11 protein-coding genes are annotated in these 18,412 nt (G+C 47.8%); 4 read left to right on the plus strand and 7 right to left on the minus strand.

The features are described from left to right. Positions 1-260: 260 nt before the first annotated feature. Positions 261-5,738: a WD40 domain-containing protein gene (locus tag QUA56_RS07330; RefSeq protein ID WP_333355164.1), complete on the minus strand. Its 5,478-nt coding sequence runs from the start codon at positions 5,736-5,738 to the stop codon at positions 261-263. 369 nt (positions 5,739-6,107) lie between these two features. Here QUA56_RS07330 and QUA56_RS07335 point away from each other — a divergent pair, with 369 nt between their 5' ends. Further along, complete coding sequence (locus QUA56_RS07335; RefSeq protein WP_333355167.1) at positions 6,108-6,275, plus strand: hypothetical protein; 168 nt, start codon at positions 6,108-6,110, stop codon at positions 6,273-6,275. A 143-nt stretch (positions 6,276-6,418) separates the two neighbouring features. On the opposite strand, the gene QUA56_RS07340 is transcribed toward QUA56_RS07335, so the two are convergent. Then, entirely contained in the window at positions 6,419-7,750 is a 1,332-nt protein-coding gene (locus QUA56_RS07340) for a P-loop NTPase fold protein (RefSeq protein WP_333355172.1), read from the minus strand. Positions 7,751-8,088: 338 nt separating this feature from the next. Here QUA56_RS07340 and QUA56_RS07345 point away from each other — a divergent pair, with 338 nt between their 5' ends. Both QUA56_RS07345 and ftsZ read left to right on the plus strand, forming a co-directional pair. After that, on the plus strand, positions 8,089-8,994 hold the full coding sequence (locus QUA56_RS07345) for an FtsQ-type POTRA domain-containing protein (protein WP_333355174.1): 906 nt from the start codon (positions 8,089-8,091) through the stop codon (positions 8,992-8,994). Between the two features lie 376 nt (positions 8,995-9,370). Then, positions 9,371-10,645 carry a cell division protein FtsZ gene (ftsZ, locus tag QUA56_RS07350; protein ID WP_333355177.1) on the plus strand — a complete coding sequence of 425 codons (1,275 nt, stop codon included), beginning with the start codon at positions 9,371-9,373 and terminating at the stop codon, positions 10,643-10,645. A gap of 159 nt (positions 10,646-10,804) precedes the next feature. On the opposite strand, the gene QUA56_RS07355 is transcribed toward ftsZ, so the two are convergent. After that, positions 10,805-11,584 carry an MBL fold metallo-hydrolase gene (locus tag QUA56_RS07355; protein WP_333355180.1) on the minus strand — a complete coding sequence of 260 codons (780 nt, stop codon included), beginning with the start codon at positions 11,582-11,584 and terminating at the stop codon, positions 10,805-10,807. A 173-nt stretch (positions 11,585-11,757) separates the two neighbouring features. On the opposite strand from QUA56_RS07355, the gene thiD reads away from it, so the two are divergent. Beyond that, complete coding sequence (gene thiD / locus QUA56_RS07360) at positions 11,758-12,567, plus strand: bifunctional hydroxymethylpyrimidine kinase/phosphomethylpyrimidine kinase (protein WP_333355183.1); 810 nt, start codon at positions 11,758-11,760, stop codon at positions 12,565-12,567. A 126-nt stretch (positions 12,568-12,693) separates the two neighbouring features. Here thiD and dndE read toward each other — a convergent pair whose 3' ends face one another. The 4 genes from dndE to dndC form a co-directional block, all read right to left on the minus strand. Further along, entirely contained in the window at positions 12,694-13,095 is a 402-nt protein-coding gene (dndE, locus tag QUA56_RS07365) for a DNA sulfur modification protein DndE (RefSeq protein WP_333355185.1), read from the minus strand. A gap of 265 nt (positions 13,096-13,360) precedes the next feature. Further along, positions 13,361-15,358 carry a DNA sulfur modification protein DndD gene (gene dndD / locus QUA56_RS07370; protein WP_333355188.1) on the minus strand — a complete coding sequence of 666 codons (1,998 nt, stop codon included), beginning with the start codon at positions 15,356-15,358 and terminating at the stop codon, positions 13,361-13,363. A gap of 389 nt (positions 15,359-15,747) precedes the next feature. After that, complete coding sequence (gene tnpA / locus QUA56_RS07375; protein ID WP_333355191.1) at positions 15,748-16,200, minus strand: IS200/IS605 family transposase; 453 nt, start codon at positions 16,198-16,200, stop codon at positions 15,748-15,750. A gap of 448 nt (positions 16,201-16,648) precedes the next feature. Continuing rightward, complete coding sequence (gene dndC, locus QUA56_RS07380) at positions 16,649-18,334, minus strand: DNA phosphorothioation system sulfurtransferase DndC (RefSeq protein ID WP_333355193.1); 1,686 nt, start codon at positions 18,332-18,334, stop codon at positions 16,649-16,651. Between the last annotated feature and the right edge of the window lie 78 nt (positions 18,335-18,412).

An 18,412-nucleotide genomic window follows, 5' to 3' on the forward strand; every position in this document is an offset into this window, starting at 1 on the left:
AAAAAATAGTTTTTGAGAAAGGGGGGAGGGGGAGAGGGGGAGAGGGGGAGAGGGAGAGGGGAAGAGGGGGAGAGGGGGAGAAATTAGCGATCGAGCTCCTCAAGGGGGTGAGTAACATCTAAAATCGAAAATCGACTGAATCCCCCAATCGAAAATCGAAAATCGAAAATCGACTGAATTCCCCAATCGAAAATCTAAAATCTAAAATCTAAAATCGACTGAATTCCCCAATCGAAAATCTAAAATCTAAAATCTAAAATCTAAAATCGATTTGGTTTTGCCGCCACCCCGTCGCAGAGGCGCCGATCGCGATCGCTCACATTAGGATTAGTCCTCAAATAATCCCCCACCCAATCGCAGCCCCTCACCAGCAAATCGTCAAGATCCAAATTCCACAAAATCACCCGATTATCCCGGCCTGCAGAAGCCAGAACCTTCCCATCCGGGCTAAAACTCACGCTCATCACGCTATCCTTGTGACCCGTCAAAGTTTTCAGCAAAGTCCCGCTGCGACTCCACAGCTTCACCTTACGATCGTAACTGCCCGAAGCAACCAACAAACCATCCGGGCTAAAACTCACGCTAGTCACGCTGTCGCTAGAACCCTTCAGCAGCGTCGCCACCAAAGTCCCGTCCACCTTCCACAGCTTCACCGAATTGTCGTAACCAGCCGAAGCCAGCATTTTCCCGTCAGGGCTAAAAGCAACCCCCAACACAAAACTGTTGTGAGCCCCTTCAAAAGTTCTCAGCAAACCACCGTCCCGATTCCAGAGTTTGACAGTACCGTCGTCGCTTGCAGAAGCCAGCATTTCTCCGTCGGGACTGAAAGTCACCCCAGTCACCCAGCCTTTGTGTCCCGTCAAAGTTTTAATCAACCTGCCGTTTCTCGTCCAGAGTTTAACAGTCTTGTCCTTGCTCGCCGAAGCGACAATTTCGCTGTCGGGGCTAAAACTCACGCTCATCACGCTGTCGGCGTGGCCGTCGAGAGTGAACAGCACAGAAGGCGAACAGGGGAACAGGGGAGCCGAAGGACAAGAGAGAATATTATTTATCCCATCTTCTTTCAGATTCCAGATTTTCACCGTTTTGTCGTAACTCCCAGAAGCAAGTAGCTGGCCGTCGGGGCTGAAACTGACGCTGGCGACTCTCTGAGTGTGTCCTTCCAAGGTTTCGAGCAAAACTCCCGTGCGGCTCCAGAGTTTGATAGTTTTGTCCGTAGAAGCAGAAGCGAGCCTTTGGCCGTCGGGGCTGAAAGTAACGCTTTGCACCCGGTTTTGGTGTCCGTCGAGGGTTTTGAGCGGCACGTCATCGAGCCGCCACAGCCTGAGTGTTTTGTCAAAACTTGCCGAAGCGAGGGTTTTGCCGTCCGGGCTAAAACTCACCTGAGTAACTCGATCGGCGTGTCCCTCAAAAGTTCTCAGCAAGCGGTTCTCCGGTTGAATGTTGCTAGCATCGGTTGGGCGTTTGTCGCCAACACCAGCCAGACTCCAGAGTTTGACAGTCCCGTCTGCACCTCCAGAAGCCAGTGTTTGACCGTCGGGAGAGAAACTGACACCAAATACCCACTTGCTGTGTCCCCGCAAAGTTGTTAGCAGTTCAGCTTTATTTGCTCGTGTTGAATTTTCTGTTGCTGGGTATTTTAGTGCAGCGATGCTCCAGATTTTCACCGTTGTGTCTTCACCGGCACTGGCAAGCAGTGTACCGTCGGGGGAGAAACTGACGGTGTAAACTTTCGAGGGTTTTCTGTTTTCGCTGTGCCACAAATTAGCGATTAACTTACCGTCAGAACTCCACAGTTTCACAGTACCGTCATCGCTCGCCACAGCGATTATTTGGCCGTCGCGGCTGAAGCTGAGCCAATTTACGGGAGCGAGTTGTTCGATCGTTCGCAGCAGCGTACCGTCGGTTTTCCAAAGTTTGATAGTTTTGTCTCTAGATGCACTGGCGATCGTCTCCCCGTCCGGGCTAAAAGCAACGCTGGTAACGCTATCAGCGTGACCTTTGAAAGTTGCTAGCAAAGTGCCGTCTGTTTGCCAAATCTTGACAGTTTTATCTAAACTTGCCGAGGCGATGGTTTTGTTGTCGGGACTGAACGCGACAGAGGAGACGCTGTTAGTGTGACCTTTGAAAGTTGCCAGCAAACTGCCGTCGCGACGCCAAAGTTTGACGGTTTTATCTACGCTTGAAGAAGCTATTGTTTGGCCGTCAGGACTGAAACTGAGACCCCAAACTACATCGCCGTGTCCCTCCAAGCGGTTGCGTTCTTTGACGCCATAAACTGCCTGCTGGAGGGCAGCAGAAATCAGAATTTCGGTGTCTTTGAGAGTGTGCATTTCTTGAGAGTGTTCGATTTGTCTCCACTGTCTCCCGGCTCTCAAACTTTCCATCATGGCATCAAATTTGTTGTTTGAGAAATAAAGGGCTTCTGAAGCTGCTGTGAGGGTACTGATTTCGGCTCGCTGAGTTTGAGCGACAGCTAGCTGTTTTTGACCGACAGCGCGCCACCAAAAGTTTACGGCGGCGATCGTGGAACTGGTCAGCAGCAGTACGCCGATTACTGCTACTCCCAGCAGTTGTTTGAGAAAAGTATTGGCTCGGTAGAGCTGTGCTTGACTCATTTTTTTGTCCGCTTCTGCTTTGTGAAGTCTGGCTTCTAAACCGAATCTTTGGCGGATCGGCCGCACTAAATAGTCGTGTACCAATTGATAGCGGTCTTCTGGGGCTTCCCGCAGCAGAAATAGCAAACCGTGACCGACTAAAATGTCTAAAATTAAGTCGAGGTTGTCGGTTTTCTTTTGTCGGCTTTCTGGGTCTTTTGCGAACTGTCGCTGTAGGGAAATTCGGTTTCTGCCGATCGCCGATAATTCGGTTTCGCGGGCATCTGCTGGCTGCTGGCCTGTCACTAACGAGAGTTCGTGTTTGGTTTTTATCAGTCTAACGCCTCTTTCATCTGTCAGGGAAAACAAGATTTTCCACGCTGCATCTTCGTTAACCAGCCCGCAGTCAGAAATGACTCTTTCGAGCGATCGCTTCACTAATTCCGCTTTGGGATTGTCCCCCAATTGCTGGTATTGTGCTAAACTGGTAATACCTTCTTCTTGCAGTTGCGCTCCCACTACCTGCAATTCGATCGGTCGCACTTCTTGCAGTTCGTCTGCTAAATCTTCCACGAAGGCATCGATCAGTGCCGGTTCTAAATAAAATTCCGCCCGTTCCGTTAAGTGTCCGATGACAGCCCGCGCATCTTTGATAGAAAAACTGCGGAGTTGGTAGCGGATGCTTTTGTCGAGAATATTATTGTTAATAGCGTCAAGGTTTGGGAAGCGATCGCAATCCAGTAAGTAGTGCAAATAATCTTCGCGCAAGCACAGAATTATCTTGACGTAAGGCAGGTTCAAAAACAAGCGCAAAAAATTATAAAAAAGTTGTCTTTGTGCCACCGAAGTCGAAACAAAGAAAAACTCTTCAAATTGATCGAATATCAGAACCGTCAACAAATTATTTGCGGCATTTTCGCGCAACTGCTCTATAATAAAAGAGGAGATTTCCGAGCTGCGATCGGGGATAACCGAGCAACTTTTTTTGTGAATTTCCTGTACTCCTTTGGAGATTAATTTCCCTTCCTCTTCGGCTTGTTTGTCGTACAGTGCGCCGTTCAAAGCTTTTTCTAAGTCCACCAACCAGTCGGTGTAAACCTTGACTACTACGGGCAATGTATCGCGCGCGCCCGGAGTAATATTTTTCAAAGCTGGTACTAAGCCGGCATTGACTAGAGAACTTTTCCCAACTCCGCTGGGCCCGTGAATAATAGTTAATTTACGATCGTCCCTGCTAATTCTTTCTAGCAAGTTATTGATATCTGTTTGGCGCGAGTAAGCTGTCATAGACGCTGCGATGGCGGCTTGATTTTGAGCTGAGGGCCCCGAAGGATTGACGGCTTGTCGCTGCTGCTGCAATTGGCTGGCTCCGATAAAAGCTCTAAATCCGTATTGATATTCGATCGACCGCTGGGTTTTTTTAATCCGAAAAGCTTTGAGATACTCTCCCTGCTCGAAATAAACCGCTTGCAGTTCCGTCAAAATATCGATGTAAAGTCGGGGGTCGTACTTCGGCTCGCTTTGAGCTTGAGCCAACTCCAAAGAATGAACCGCCGCTTCCCACTGGTCAAGCTGCCGCAAACTTCGGGCTAGCAGTAAAAGATACGAACTTCTGTCGGATTTGGGATGTTGGATTTTAGATTTTGGATCGTTACTTGACTCGTTAGTACCCACAATTTCTGGATAATTTCCCTCAAACCCCAATCTCAAATCTTCAATCAGCAATCTCAAATCGTTAGGCGTTTGATCCAAAATTGCTAAAGCCAACTCGGCTAGCTGGCGGGCTTGACTCCACCTCGACTGTTGCAGGGCAACTTCAGCCAAAAAGCCGTAATCTTGAGCTAGTTGGCTGGGAGTACCGTAAGTGAAGTGCAACTGCAAAGAATTTTCAGCTAATGCTTGCAACTCTCCCCAAGCTTTCAGGCGCTGCAGCACTTCTCCGAGGTGTGCTGTCACCTCAGCTACCAATTCGGGGCGCGAGGCAAGGGAGAAAGCGTTTCTAGATTGTTCCAGGCTAATCCAAGCTTGTTCCCAGTGCTGGCGGTTGGCTACCGGATTTCTGGCTGCTTGCAATCGGTGACACAGGGCTATGTGAAACAGCACTATGCCTTCTCTTTCTACAAATAGGATGTTGGGGACAGGATTCGACAATGAGGAGGAGAGAGTTTGTCGGTTTTCGGAATGTTCCCAGTTGGCGAGTTCCCAGTTGCCGGTTTGCTGCTGCCAAAATGCTAAACTTTCTTGGTAGTGAATTAAGGCAGTTTCGGTTTGGTCGCTGACATAGTAATCTCGACCGAGAACGAATTGCAGGCTGGCTTTGAGGGCGGGTTCTAATTCTTGACCGCGATTTTGTAAATCTCTTAAAGCTAATTCTAGTTCTCGGCGCGACAAAGAGCCGATCGCCAAATCAAGGGTATTGCCCGGACTCAATGGCGAATAGGAGCGGATATCTGATTGTCGTCTGTTTTGGGGCCCTGAGTTAAAAGTGAGAAAGCGTTCTCCGGGGCTGATTTCGCGCTCTAGGGCGCGTTTTTCCCAATCGGTTTCGCAGGTGCCAAAACTAGGGAGGGTGCCGGCGGTGCTGCTGCGGAGTTCTTGATTGAGTTCGCCTACTTTAAATATAGTATCGGCCCGCCGAGCGAGGAAATTAATTAATTCGTCAACGGCCATTTCAAATTTAATTGTGGCGGCGGCCCAACTTTTGAAATCCGGCGCCAGACGAATCATTTTGGTTACGATGTCATCTGTTACCCACAAAACCACCGGGCAGGAAAAATTTTTGCGAAATTCGTCTCGCACTTGATTGGTAGAGGCCATCAGTTCGTCGATCGCTACTACTGTTTCTAAACCGAATACCATCAAAGCCGAGCCGGCACCGACAGGCGAAGACCCGATCGGGAACCTGTTTGCCCGCAGGGTAGTGTAAAGGGTTTTGACTCCTGCTGGCAGGACGATATCTTGAATTGGAACTGCGGACGTTTCTCGCAGCCGCTGCGCTATTTGCTGCCGCAACTGCTCGTAGTTGCAGCGCACCAAAATTAGCGAGAATTGCTGTTGAGACATTGCGATCGCTCTTACTAGAGTTTTGAGCGATCGCTCGTTGTAGCTGGCAGTTTCTTGTAGCTTAATTAGATCGGTCATGCGTGCACCCCTTTTGCAGAAATCAATTACCTAACGCTCGCCGATCGTGACTGAAATCGTATCTACTTAGAGATACCCGTCTCTATCGGGCGCTTTATATCAGTAGAAATACGTATTTTTCCGTACTTTTTTTATGAATATTTACACAGTCATTAAATTCAATGTAAAAATATCATACCTCTCAATCTCAGAGAATGCGAGACTTGACAGTAAAATTTCAAGCGGCCTAATATTTTTTTTGTCGGCTACATATAAATAGCAGCAGACCGTAAATAGCCGACCGCTAAATTTATGAATAATAGCGGCAGCTAGCTATTAGTAAACAGCTCAGATATATCTGTAGCATCAATTCAGTAAAATAGCAAAAAAATGTCGTCTAAGATGGATTATTGGAGGCTGAGAGCAACAGATAAAAACCAACATAGGGGGTCTGGTATTGCAGATATGAGAGTAGAGATTGGGGAAAGTCCTTGGTGGTGGCAAATTTTTCTGGGCAATAGCATCAGCGGCGTGCAGCCAACATTCAACAAAAATTAGCCAGCGGCAAAAGCCGCTGACTGCGTGGTGTATTCGATTCTAGGAGTTCGGAGTTTTGAGCGGTGAATTTTCAGTTAAAGAGTTTCTAATTCACTTGTCGCGAAAAGATTGGGGAATCGCGAAGCAATCTCATAAAATCCCAACTATTTTTGGTGACTGCGCTGCTGCCACTCCTGATATTTTCTGGTTTCTGCTAGGGCTGGATTGATGCCAAACCAGCGACCTTCTAGATCGCGGTATTCAAAGACAAACATACTTCGCAACAAGATTTGAGAATCTTCTTCGCCAGTTACACTTTGTCGGTTTACGACTTGAAACAGCAGTTCCCATTCCGTGTCATTGATAGCTCCTAAAAGGTCATCGCGGTATTCTTGAATGACGCTTTCAAGACATTCGCGAGAGAAGGGGGGGTCTTCGTGCTGCAAACAGCTATACAAAAGCATCAGGAGATTGCGAACGTGACCGCCGCTAATCCGGCAGAGTCGGTCTAAAGTTTCGGGTGAGTCAAAGACTTTGGAAATCAAATCGATGCGTTGAAGGGGAGCAACTGTGGGGAAAGCTCTAGCCAATACTAACTGTCGCAGCAGTGCCATTCCTTCGGAGTGGTCGTCGCCCGATCGCATTTGCACCGGTACCATCGGCATCACCTTGGGTTTGACTCCAAATCGACTGGCGAGGCGGCCAAAGTCGTTGGAAAAAATCAAAGTCAGGGGAATTGTGTAGACGACATGGCAATTAAGTTTTTTCAACTGTTCGCCGCGGTCTAAAAACAGGTATTCTGGCTGGGTGCGTCCGCTGGGTTTGAGGGAGGCGTCGAGGCGATCGAGGTTGTCAACGATGACTGCGAGCCCTTTTTTCCCTTGGTGCTTGAGTTCGGCGTTAGCTTTGTTGAGGAGTTCTTCGTTGATGGACTGCAAGATGCTGTTGGTGCGGGGTTCGAGGTATTGCCTGAGTTGCGATCGCAGTTTGGGAGAGTCTTTAGTTTTAGCAGTAACTTTAGCAATGCCTACAGATAATTCCGCTTCCGCTGACAAATCTATGGGAGTCTGCAAAAATTCTGCCACTTCTGCAAACAGATTTGTAAAATAGCTCGGTCTGAGTTTGATTTTAGCGGATTCCATAGTTTCGCTGACTTGGCGCGCAATGCTCAGCAAAATATCGCTGATGTCTACATCCCCCATGTCTAAGTCTTGGGAAGACTCGAAGTAGACAACGCAAAAACCCTCTTGCTCTAGCTCAGCTTTCAGTCGAAACAATTCCGTAGATTTGCCGCACCCAATATGTCCTGTGAATAGCTGACAGGTTGGCTGGTCGGGGGAGATCCGGGTAATGGTTCGCTGTAAAGATTCAATGATTTTGCCGCCGCGCACGGAACCAAAATCAATGTAGTATTGATAATCTCCTGGGTCTCCCGCGACAAGGGTTTTGCTCGGGTTGCAGGCTTTATAAAATCTGTCTAATTCGAGTGCGATCACAATTGAAGCCGACTAAAAGTTAAAAAAGTTAATCGAAAGTCTAAACTTTCTTTGATTGAGTTTAGTTTGATTTGTAATCTTTTGCCCTGTGGGGTAATGCCCTAAATACCCTAACAACCTTGCTCTGCTAATGGGCTTTTCCGGTGTTGGAATTGGGAATTTTTAATTAAGAATTTTTAATTGCCTAGCGGGATCAGTGATTTTACCGATCTTGGCAGGAGTCTGGGTAAATTTGCGGGGATCTGTTTAAATAGTAGGGGAGAACGGGGCTGCGGTGCGCGAGATTAAACAGTTTTGAATTTGTGCTAATCGTTCATTATTAAATTCTCAATAGGTAAATGGCTAGTTTTGGAGCGGTTTCTCAAACAGAGTTAGGGCGCAGGCGCCAAAAGTTGCGGCAGCAGAGGCGCGCTCGATTGGCGGCTGTTGTGTGGCAAATGCTGGCAGCGAGCGCAATGGCCGGGGGTTTGCTGTGGTGGATTGCTCAGCCGGCTTGGTTGATTGCCCGATCGGAACAAGTGAAGGTGGAGGGCAATCAGTGGCTGTCGGATAAGGCGGTGCGGTCTTTGGTGCCGCTGTCTTACCCGCAGTCGCTGTGGGGGATTCAACCGCAGGCCCTGGCCGAAAAGCTGGAGTCAACGGGGCCGATCGCTAAAGCGAAGGTGACTCGCAACTTGTTTCCGCCGAGTTTGACTGTAGAAGTGGCAGAACGGCTGCCGGTGGCGGTGGCGCAGCCGACGGCGGTGTTGAGATCGAACAGCGACAAGGAAAAAGTGGGGTGGCTGGACGCTCGCGGAGGTTGGATGCCGTCGGAGAGCTATACTGCTGCTGTGCGATCGCAGAATAGTTCGATCGGGCCCGGCAGCATTCCGGGAACGCAGCCTCAGCGTTCTTTGCCCACTTTAAAAGTCATCGGGCCTTTGGAACAGTATCGCGCCTCTTGGCCGAAGTTTTACGAAGGACTCAGCGGCTTGACGGTGAAAGTGTTTGAGATTAATTGGCAAGACCCGAACAACTTGATCTTGAAAACAGAGATCGGTACCGTACACTTAGGGCCGTACAGTTCCAAGACGAGCGAGCAACTTAAGGTTTTAGACCGAATGCGACAATTGCCAAAACAGCTAGATTCAAGCAAAATAGCCTACATTGACTTGAAAAATCCTGCTTCCCCGATCGTCCATTTGCCAGAACTCCCCCCGAGTTTGGAGAGTTCCACTCCCGCACCCACTCGCGCCCAGAATTGATCGTCTGTCAACAGAAGGTAGAAGGTATCGATCGACAGGCAGAATTTTTGCCCCTCACGAGGAATACGCAGGGCTTGAAATAAGGAGAGTTTTTTGATACCCCTCCCCGTCTGGAAAAAACAATCAGATTTTTCTTTCAATACCGATTGGGGAAGGGCTCGTATCCCTTTTTTTTCCTTCTGCGTGGCGTACAAGTGCGTTGATGGGGTCAAGCACTTTGATGGCGTCAAGCGAGGTCTGGGCTAGCGAGGCCGACCAAATCCGAGATTGCTAACATTAAGCATCTACCAGTGTTAGTTTTTCGCGCAACTTAGCCTATAGTTGATTGTGAATTGGCGTTTAGTTAACAAGCTGTAATCTACTATCCCCGACTCTAATGAAGCTTAATAATAGACAGGGGTCTGACCAAGACAGTCCCCCTTCGGAAGAAGTAAAAAATTTTCCGGTGGCTGCAGATTCCGCCAATCCGTTTAGACGCAAGTCTGGTTATGTAAATGTAGATAGTATTGATATCGATCCTATGGTCAATCCCAAAGACATAATGCCCAGCAGTGCTGCCAAAATCAAAGTAATTGGCGTCGGCGGCGGTGGCGGCAACGCCGTTAACCGGATGATTGCTAGCGAGGTTTCTGGCGTCGAGTTTTGGTGCGTGAATACAGATTCCCAAGCTCTGGTTCTCTCAAATGCTCCGAAACGCTTGCAAGTCGGACAGAAGTTGACGCGCGGTTTGGGCGCGGGGGGCAATCCGGCGATCGGTCAAAAGGCAGCGGAAGAATCTCGCGACGAGGTTGCTAATGCTTTGAATCACGCGGATTTGGTGTTTATCACGGCCGGCATGGGCGGCGGTACGGGCACGGGCGCGGCTCCGATCGTGGCTGAGGTGGCTAAGGAAATGGGCGCTTTGACTGTGGGCATAGTGACGCGGCCTTTTACGTTTGAGGGACGGCGGCGCACCAGCCAAGCTGAGGAAGGGATTGCGGCTTTGCAAACCCGGGTGGATACGCTGATCGTGATTCCTAACGACAAGCTGCTGTCGGTGATTTCCGAACAAATGCCGGTGCAAGAAGCTTTTCGAGTTGCTGACGATATCCTGCGCCAAGGGGTTCAGGGTATTTCTGACATTATTACTATTCCCGGTTTGGTGAATGTTGACTTTGCTGACGTGCGGGCAGTAATGGCAGATGCGGGTTCGGCTTTGATGGGCATCGGCGTGGGTTCGGGCAAGTCGCGGGCTAGGGAGGCTGCGATGCAGGCTATTTCTTCGCCTCTGCTGGAAGCTTCCTCTATTGAGGGCGCTAGAGGTGTGGTGTTTAACATCACCGGCGGTACTGACATGACGCTGCACGAGGTGAATGCGGCGGCTGAGACTATTTACGAGGTTGTCGATCCGAATGCCAATATTATTTTTGGAGCGGTGATTGACGAGCGGCTTCAGGGCGAAATTAAGATTACTGTGATCGCTACGGGTTTTTCGGGAGAAGTTCCGTCGCCTCCGGCTCCTGGGCGGACGCAAAATGTTAATGCTCCTTGGCGGGCTGCAACTGTACCGACAACTCCTGCTCAACAGACGCCCGATCCGAAAACGAAACCGCCGCAGGATTTGGGATTGGATATTCCTGAGTTTTTGCGTAACCGTCGCCCGCCAAGATGATTTTAGATTTTAGATTTTAGATTTTAGATTGGGGATTTTGGGATTTTAGATTGGGGATTTTGGATTTTAGATTGGGGATTTGGCATTGAATCTCCAATCTCCCATCTAAAAAATCTAAAATATCGAGCATCTCAAATCAAAATCTAAAAAATCTAAAATCTAAAATCTAAAATCTAAAATCTCCAAGGTTTGGCCTGGTTCGGGTTCGAGGATTTGGGTGGAGAGTCCCGATTTTGCTAGTAAATCGCGGAATTCGGGGATGCTGCCGACAGATCGCACTAACTTTGGTAAAATACCCGTAGCTCGGATGTCTCCCGCCGCTGTCGGCACGAAAAACCTAGGCTTTACGGTTTGGGCAAGCTTCAGGGCTTCCGAAGGGCCGATGATGACTTGTCCGAGGAAGGGGAAGATTTGACCGATGACTGGGGCGATCGCTACGTCTACGGTGTCTATTTTCTGTTTAACCTTGTCTAATGGCGGTAAGTGCGGTTCGTAGTAAAGTGTCTCGCCGCTGGTTAAGTCTTTGAGGAAGTAGCCGTTTTCTTCTTGTCCGGGCTGGACTTCGGCTCCGGGTACGGCGGTTATTTGTAACTTTTCTTGATAATTAAATTCTTGCCAATTAGCTAAAGATGTGATATTAGTGTAGCCTAAACTGCTGAGGACTTTGGCGGCGGTGGGTGAGGCGATCGCGGGAATTGTGCGATCGAGCTGTTCGAGTGTTGGTCTGTGGCAGTGGTCGTCTAATCCTTGGGAAATCAGGATGAGATCGATCGGCGGTAAGCTGCTGGGAGTGAAGGCGACGGGGGTGTTGTGGTAGGCGGTGAACAGCCAGGGTTGACCGTAAAATACGAGCGGATCGACCAGCCAGGGATCGACGAGGATGGTTTGACCGGCGATGTGGAAGATCCAAGAGTTGAGGTCGATGCGGGTGAGTTTCACTGTTGTTTGCAATAATTCTTTACATTTGGTTTAATCATAGCTAATTTTGTTTGGGAATTTTAACCCCTTCGGAAGCACAGGCGGGACGCCCGTGCCACGGGGAAGCACAGGCGGGACGCCCGTGCCACAGATATTATTGGGATGTGTCTGTGTTTATCTGCGGTTGAAAAAAGATGATTAAATCGAGGATTCCTGTGGCTTTGACTGTGGCTGGATCTGACAGTGGCGGCGGGGCCGGGATTCAGGCGGATTTGCGGACTTTTGCGTTTCACTGCGTGCACGGTACGAGTGCTTTGACTTGCGTGACGGCTCAAAATACTTTGGGGGTGATGCGAGTTGATGCTTTGTCTGCTGAGGCTGTGGCGGCTCAAATTGAGGCGGTAGTGGGGGATATTGGGGTGCACGCTGTGAAGACTGGGATGCTGTTGAACCGGGAAATTATGGCGGCGGTGGTTTCACAGGTGGAAGCTTTGGGAATAGGGAATTTGGTTGTCGATCCGGTGATGGTTTCACGATCGGGCGCTCGATTGATTGATGACGGGGCGATCGCATTTTTGCAGGATGTTTTGATTCCAATGGCTGCTGTGGTGACTCCGAATCGCTTTGAGGCGACTATTTTGAGCGGTTTGGAGATTGATTCTGTTGACGATATGCGATCGGCTGCGGAGAGAATTCACAGTTTGGGGGCGAAGGCGGTTTTGGTGAAGGGCGGCGGGATGAAGGGGGATTTGCGGGGAATTGATGTTTGGTTTGACGGTACGCGGTTGGATGTGTTGAAGACTGAAAATGTTGATACTGGGAATACTCACGGGACTGGTTGTACTTTGAGTGCTGCGATCGCCGCTAATTTGGCTTTGGGGAAAGATTTGTTTACAGCGGTGACATTGGCTAAGGATTATGTTACTAATGCTCTCAAATATGCTTTGGATATTGGGGAAGGCCAAGGGCCCGTGGGGCATTTTTTCCCGCTTTTACTGAAGTAAGAAGTCATTGGTTATTGGTTATTGGTTATTTGTTATTTATTTGTTGCTCGCTTGGGCCTGCTAATAACCAATAACAACTGTCAACTGTCAACTGTCAACTGTCAACTGTCAACTGTCAACAATCAGTTAATTTGTTAATTTTTCAGGCGATAGGGCGATCGCCACCAAGTCTTCGATTTTCTTAATATTCGGATCGCCTGCTAAATAACCAATCCCTCGGTGCAAGTGCAGGCGAAACTGTTTGGCTAGAGTTTCTTTTTCTGTGCCTAAATTGTCTTGGTGACACCGCTGCTTGAGGGCCATTATCAGGATATCAGCCATGTCGCCGCCGAAGACATCCCAGCTTAATTCGACGTTGCTGTCGCTGGGAATTGGTACTGGGGATGGGATGCTGGGTTCGGCGAGCGATCGGCAAAATCCCCACCTGCATAGAATATTCCACTGATCGATTTTGGTCGATCGTTTCAGTTTTGATAGTTGGTCTTTGCCTGTTTGGGACAGGCGGATGCGATCGACTGGTGGTTCCATGAGTTTGAGATTGTTTGGTATATTGTAAAAAGTGTTAATATTGCGGAAGCAAAGCCTCTAGATAACTGGAAATAATTAACATTTTTTTACACGGCGCGACTTGATTAAATCGGTTTTTTTTGGTATTGTGATTGTAGTAGGATTTATCCTTAATAATGGGATGGTGGGAAAAATAAAATTTTCGCAACCATCCCATTATGCTATATATACTACCGCAACTCCCCAGCAAAGTCAAGGGGGTTGCGCTATTTTTTAGGGCGAATTTTTATTCCCAGAAGTAACCTTTTTCGACGGTGGTTTGGTGTTTGGCGGAGTCGTATTTGAGGAGGTAGCAGTGGGCGATCGCCTCTAATTCTTGGAGTTTTTCGTATTCTACTTTTCTAATTTCCGTGTCGGTAGAAAGCAGGATGACTTGGTGGCTGGCAGAGGGGAAATAGCGTTCGACTAGATTGTTTCTGTGGGAGGAGTCGAGGCGGCCCAAGGGAGTGTCGATCGCGACTGGCAATTGTCTCCCGGATACTCTAGCCAATCCCCACAAAAAGGCGATAGCCAGCAATTGTTTTTCCCCGGCAGAAAGTCGGTGTTTGGGTACCGGTTTGCCTTCTGGATCGTAAATGGAGAGGCTAAATGTTTGAGTGTCGATCGCAACTCTGTGCACGAGGTCGGTTTTGTGCAACAGGTAGCGAAAACAGTCGGTAATTTCTATTTCGAGTTTGTTGAGTTTTTTGACGGTGAGTTTTTCTTTAAAGAGTTTCAGGGTGGCTTGGGCTTTGGCGATCGAAGCGATGACGTGTTGGCTGTTTCTGATGGTGATGTATTCGCTGCTGTAGCTTTCTAGTTCTTTTTGGTTTTTGGCTAATTCTCTCTCTAATTCATCGACGCGGCGGTTGGCTGATTCACAGGCTGCGGCTGCGATAGCGACTGCCTTTTGGGCTTTCCTGACCTCATCTTCTAGTTTTTCGTAGGCTTCGGGGGAAGCTGCGGCTGCGAGTTGTCTGTCTGTAAAGTCGATTTCTGCTTCTATGCTTTTGATTTCTTCTATTTGGTCGCGGGCTAGAATTTGCTGGGCTTTGATTTGGTAGCTGAGGAGGTTTTCTAGTTGCTGGATGCTGTTGTTGTCGGCGTTCATCCAGGGCGGGGCGTCTGTTCCCGCTAGCTGTTCGAGTTCTTGGTTTTCTTGGCGGATGAAGTCTTGAATTTTATCTAGTTGTTGGGGATGCAACGAGATTTCCGCGATATAGTTGAGGAGGCGATCGCTTCTTTGTTTGATAACATTTTGGGCAATCTTTGCTTGCTGCTGGGTGGCTTCTGTTTCTGCTTGCGTTTTTGCTTCACTTAGCAAGGGCGAAATTAAGGCTAGTGGTAGCGTATTTGACGCCAATTCCATCATGGCTTGACGGGTTTTGTCTGCCTGATTTCTGTAGTCGTTTAGTTGTCTGTCTAGTTGACTGCGATCGGCGGCAATTTTCCCGCCTTCATAAATAAACTTTTCTGATGCTTGTTGCTGATTTTTTTGAGCTTTATCTAATTCGTTTTTAAAGCTGGCTTGTTCTTGCTTAGCTGAGTCTATTTCATCACTAATTTTCTTAAAAGTTTCTTCGATTTTCTCTAAAGCAGCCAAGTCTTTTTTGCCAGCAATTTCTTTCCGCTTGCGGCCGGCTAATATTTCTAAATCGACGGCGAGGCGTTCTGCTAATTCTAAACCTAAAAGAGATTTAATCGCCCCGACGACAAACTCTGGCGGTGTTTCGAGTTCGGCGAGTTCTTTTACTTGTTCGCCGTCAAACAGAAATAGGTTGGATATTCCGACGGGCAAAAGGGTTTCGATGTATTCGTCCCAAGTGTTAGTAATTGCTTTGTCCGACCACCAATCGCTTACAATCTCGCTGTAGATGAGAATGCTTAAATTGTCTTTGATATCTAATTTTTTCCAGTATCTAACTATTTTGAATTGAGTTAATTTGTCGTCTTGGACTTGTTCAAATGTTAGTTCGACGCGGGTATCTTCTAATGGGGGAGTGTGGCGGTTGACGCATTGATTGAGAAAGTCGCTGTAGCTTAAATTGCCTCTGGTAGAACATTGCGCGCGGCCACCGTAGAGGGCGAGGCGAATGGCGTCCATGAGGGTGGTTTTGCCGCCGCCATTCATGCCGCCAAATAAAATGACTGGGCAGGGATTTCCATCTTTTTCGGGGCGGAGATTGATGGTTTGGGTGCCTGCATAGGGGCCGAAGTTTTTGAGGACGAGTTCGAGGAATTGCATTGTAGATGTTGTTGAGATGGGATGAAAGTTGGTGGGTGCGATCGGCGTATCCGACTGTCCGGGGTCGATCTGTGAGTCCCCCAGTACGACAGGGATTGAAATCCCTGTCTCATAGCTAAAGTCCTCTTAAAGAGGACTGAAGTTTGTGACTGTTAAATCTGGGTTTTTAGTCGGTCTGTGAGTCCGATAGTCCGACAGGGATTGAAATCCCTGTCTCATAGCTGAAGTCCTCTTCAGAGGACTGAAGTTTGTGACTGTTAAATCTGGGTTTTTAGTCGGTTTTAACCGACTTTTGCTATGAGACGGGGATTTCAATCCCCGGCGGATCGGGTATGTAAACGCAATAGCTGGAGAACCCGCGAGTCCGAGAGTCTGCCAATGTTTTTCAATTAATTCTCTGCCGAATTCGGGTGCCACCGGGTGGGTGGATTGTCTTGATCCGTGATTTGTTCTAAATGCGAATTTGTGGTTTTTTGCAAGTGATGTTTCTTTTGATTTATCACATAAGCGACTGCTGAGTCTAGTTGTTTTTGTCCTAAAGAAAATACTCCGTATCCTTCTTGCCACGAAAATTTATTGGGATTTTGCAAAGTTTGATTGAGATAACGGCTGCTGCTACCTTTAATATTTTTAACGAATTCAGCGATCGATTGGGTCGGAGGAATGGAAACTATTAAGTGGATGTGATTTTCTGTGCCGCCGATCGCATGAAGGATGCAATTAAGGGTGTCTGCTTTGCCGGTGATATAAGAGTAAAGTTCAGTTTCTTTTGCGGGAGATATGAGAGGCTGTCGCTCTTTTGTTGCCCAAACTAAATGATAGTACAGCCGCCACATTGCCATAAATATTTTTCCTCCTAATTTTTTAGGTTAATTTATCATTTTGTGACCAAATCCGAGAGTTAGATCGGGGTCGATCGGGGAGTCCCATGATCCGAGAGTCCGACAGGGATTGAAATCCCTGTCTCATAGCTGAAGTCCTCTTGAAGAGGACTGAAATCGGCGATGGTTTGATTTGGTTCTTCAGTCGGTTTTAACCGACTTTGGCTGTGAGACGGGGATTTCAATCCCCGGCGGATCTTCGGGTTAGCCCGATCGCCCCAAAGTGCGATCTAGAGGACTGAAATTGGCGATCGTTGAATTTCACCCTTCAGTCGGTTTTAACCGACTTTCGCTATGAGACGGGGATTTCAATCCCCGGCGGATCTTCGGGTTAGCCCGATCGACCCAAAGCCCGATCGCCCCAAAGCCCGATGCCCCAAAGCCCGATCGCCCGATCGACATTATTGACCTAATCTTTGCTATTTTTATCTCCTACATCGGGAGTAGAAAATTTGATGTCTGCCCAAGATAGCTGCCTACTTTGATTGTTGTTGCTTTCCAATTCTTTTTTAAGTTTGGCAATATCAACGGTATCGTTTTTGGCGGAACTGTTGGTTTGGGCGATCGCATCTTTGAATTGCTGAATGTTTTCCGTCGGATTTGCTTTAATATCTTCCACCGCTTTTTTTAAATTGCGTTGATAGTGGGCGTTGCCAATTGCTTCTTCCTTCGATCGCGAACTGGTTTCAAAGCATTTGTCCAAATCGCCGTAAATGCCTGTACGGCGGGGCTTGGTGTAGTATTGGCGTTCTGTATCCAGGAGTTTTGCCATCAATTCGAGGTGCATTTTGTCCTCGCTGCAAATCTCTTCGATCGCAGCCCATTCGTCGCTACCGAGGAGTTTTCTTTCAGCGGCGGGACGGGAATCTTCAAAAGGTTCGCCCGTGACTTCTTCGTAAATCCGGGGCAAAGAGTCGTCAAATTCATGCTTTTCTTCCAGCCAAATGCGGCGGATTTCGCTAAGTTCTTCTGGGGTAATTAAGGTGATATCGCGCATTTCTAGGGGTGCGGTTTTGCGGACGTGGGTTTGTGCTTCCAGGACTCGTCTCAGCCAGTGTTCTCGCCAGAATTTGGTGTAGGGCCCTGGGATGGGTTCGACGGAGGTTGTGTCGTCGCCCATGTTGCGTTCAAACAGTTCTACTCTACCGTAAATGCGGCGGAAGTCTCTTTTTGGGCGATCGTCTTTTATATCTAATTCGTTGCGAATATCAAGGAGAGGCTGCATCCATTCTTTTTCTTCATCGTTTTGAATCATTGCCTCCATTGATTTATCTTTGTCAACCATTGTACACACCCAGCACCCAAAGCGAGAATCGCCACAGCTAGGGGTAGAAGTATCGACAACTAAAGGACATTCATTATCTGCTGTTGCACCTCGATACATAGCAAATAAATCTTTATTGTTATTTCCCCAAGGATTGTCCCACTGCATTAGGTACAGCCAAACTTCATCATCACGCCAATCCTCAATAGGGGTATAAATTAAAGAGTTAGGTAAGCGAGCATTAGGACTGAGGCGATCGCGCAATCTACCTGCTTCATACTTTTTCATTGTTGCTGCACGTTTACTGCTTTCAGCCTTGCGAGTACCCAAAACAACAATAGTTTCACCATGTACTCGAACTAAATCTCGGATAAATTGATTTACCGGCTGAATTTTCATCCTATCTGTACACCACCGAAATCCATTGCGAGGCGCTGGATAGCCTTTACCAATTAAGCATACCCAGAATGTTTCTTTCACCTCTGGATGAAGCAGATGCGGAGAAACAGGCATTTTTTGCTCTTGAGCAAGTATCTTGAGCTTAGTTAAAGATTTACGTACCCAAGCCGAAATAATTGGATTTTCAGCGAAAGTATCAGTTGTAATTACATGGATAGTTTTTGTGCGTTTCTCGATCGGAAGTGCTGCGATCGCGTTCCAGATAAGCTGCAATACTGCGGTGCTATCTTTCCCGCCACTCCAACCGATTAACCAAGGTATAGCGTCTGAGCAGTATAATTCTTGAATTTCTTTAGTTAGCTCTTTTATCTCTTCGAGTAACTCCTTAACAGTTCGCGGTTCAAATAATGACATCTGCTGAATTTCTATCATGTTCTAAAACTCCTATCTTGCTAATATTTAATTTTTATGATACAATATGCTTGCTAGCATACTGAGCCATGTTTTTTT

It is taken from the genome of Microcoleus sp. N3A4, from assembly GCF_036701805.1.
Taxonomy (GTDB): domain Bacteria; phylum Cyanobacteriota; class Cyanobacteriia; order Cyanobacteriales; family Microcoleaceae; genus Microcoleus.

Coding starts and splice junctions, on each gene's coding strand:
- QUA56_RS07330 (WP_333355164.1), bottom strand. CDS start 5,738: ATGACCGATCTAATTAAGCTACAAGAAACTGCCAGCTACAACGAGCGA.
- QUA56_RS07335 (WP_333355167.1), top strand. CDS start 6,108: ATGTCGTCTAAGATGGATTATTGGAGGCTGAGAGCAACAGATAAAAAC.
- QUA56_RS07345 (WP_333355174.1), top strand. CDS start 8,089: ATGGCTAGTTTTGGAGCGGTTTCTCAAACAGAGTTAGGGCGCAGGCGC.
- ftsZ (WP_333355177.1), top strand. CDS start 9,371: ATGAAGCTTAATAATAGACAGGGGTCTGACCAAGACAGTCCCCCTTCG.
- thiD (WP_333355183.1), top strand. CDS start 11,758: ATGATTAAATCGAGGATTCCTGTGGCTTTGACTGTGGCTGGATCTGAC.
- dndE (WP_333355185.1), bottom strand. CDS start 13,095: ATGGAACCACCAGTCGATCGCATCCGCCTGTCCCAAACAGGCAAAGAC.
- dndD (WP_333355188.1), bottom strand. CDS start 15,358: ATGCAATTCCTCGAACTCGTCCTCAAAAACTTCGGCCCCTATGCAGGC.
- tnpA (WP_333355191.1), bottom strand. CDS start 16,200: ATGGCAATGTGGCGGCTGTACTATCATTTAGTTTGGGCAACAAAAGAG.
- dndC (WP_333355193.1), bottom strand. CDS start 18,334: ATGATAGAAATTCAGCAGATGTCATTATTTGAACCGCGAACTGTTAAG.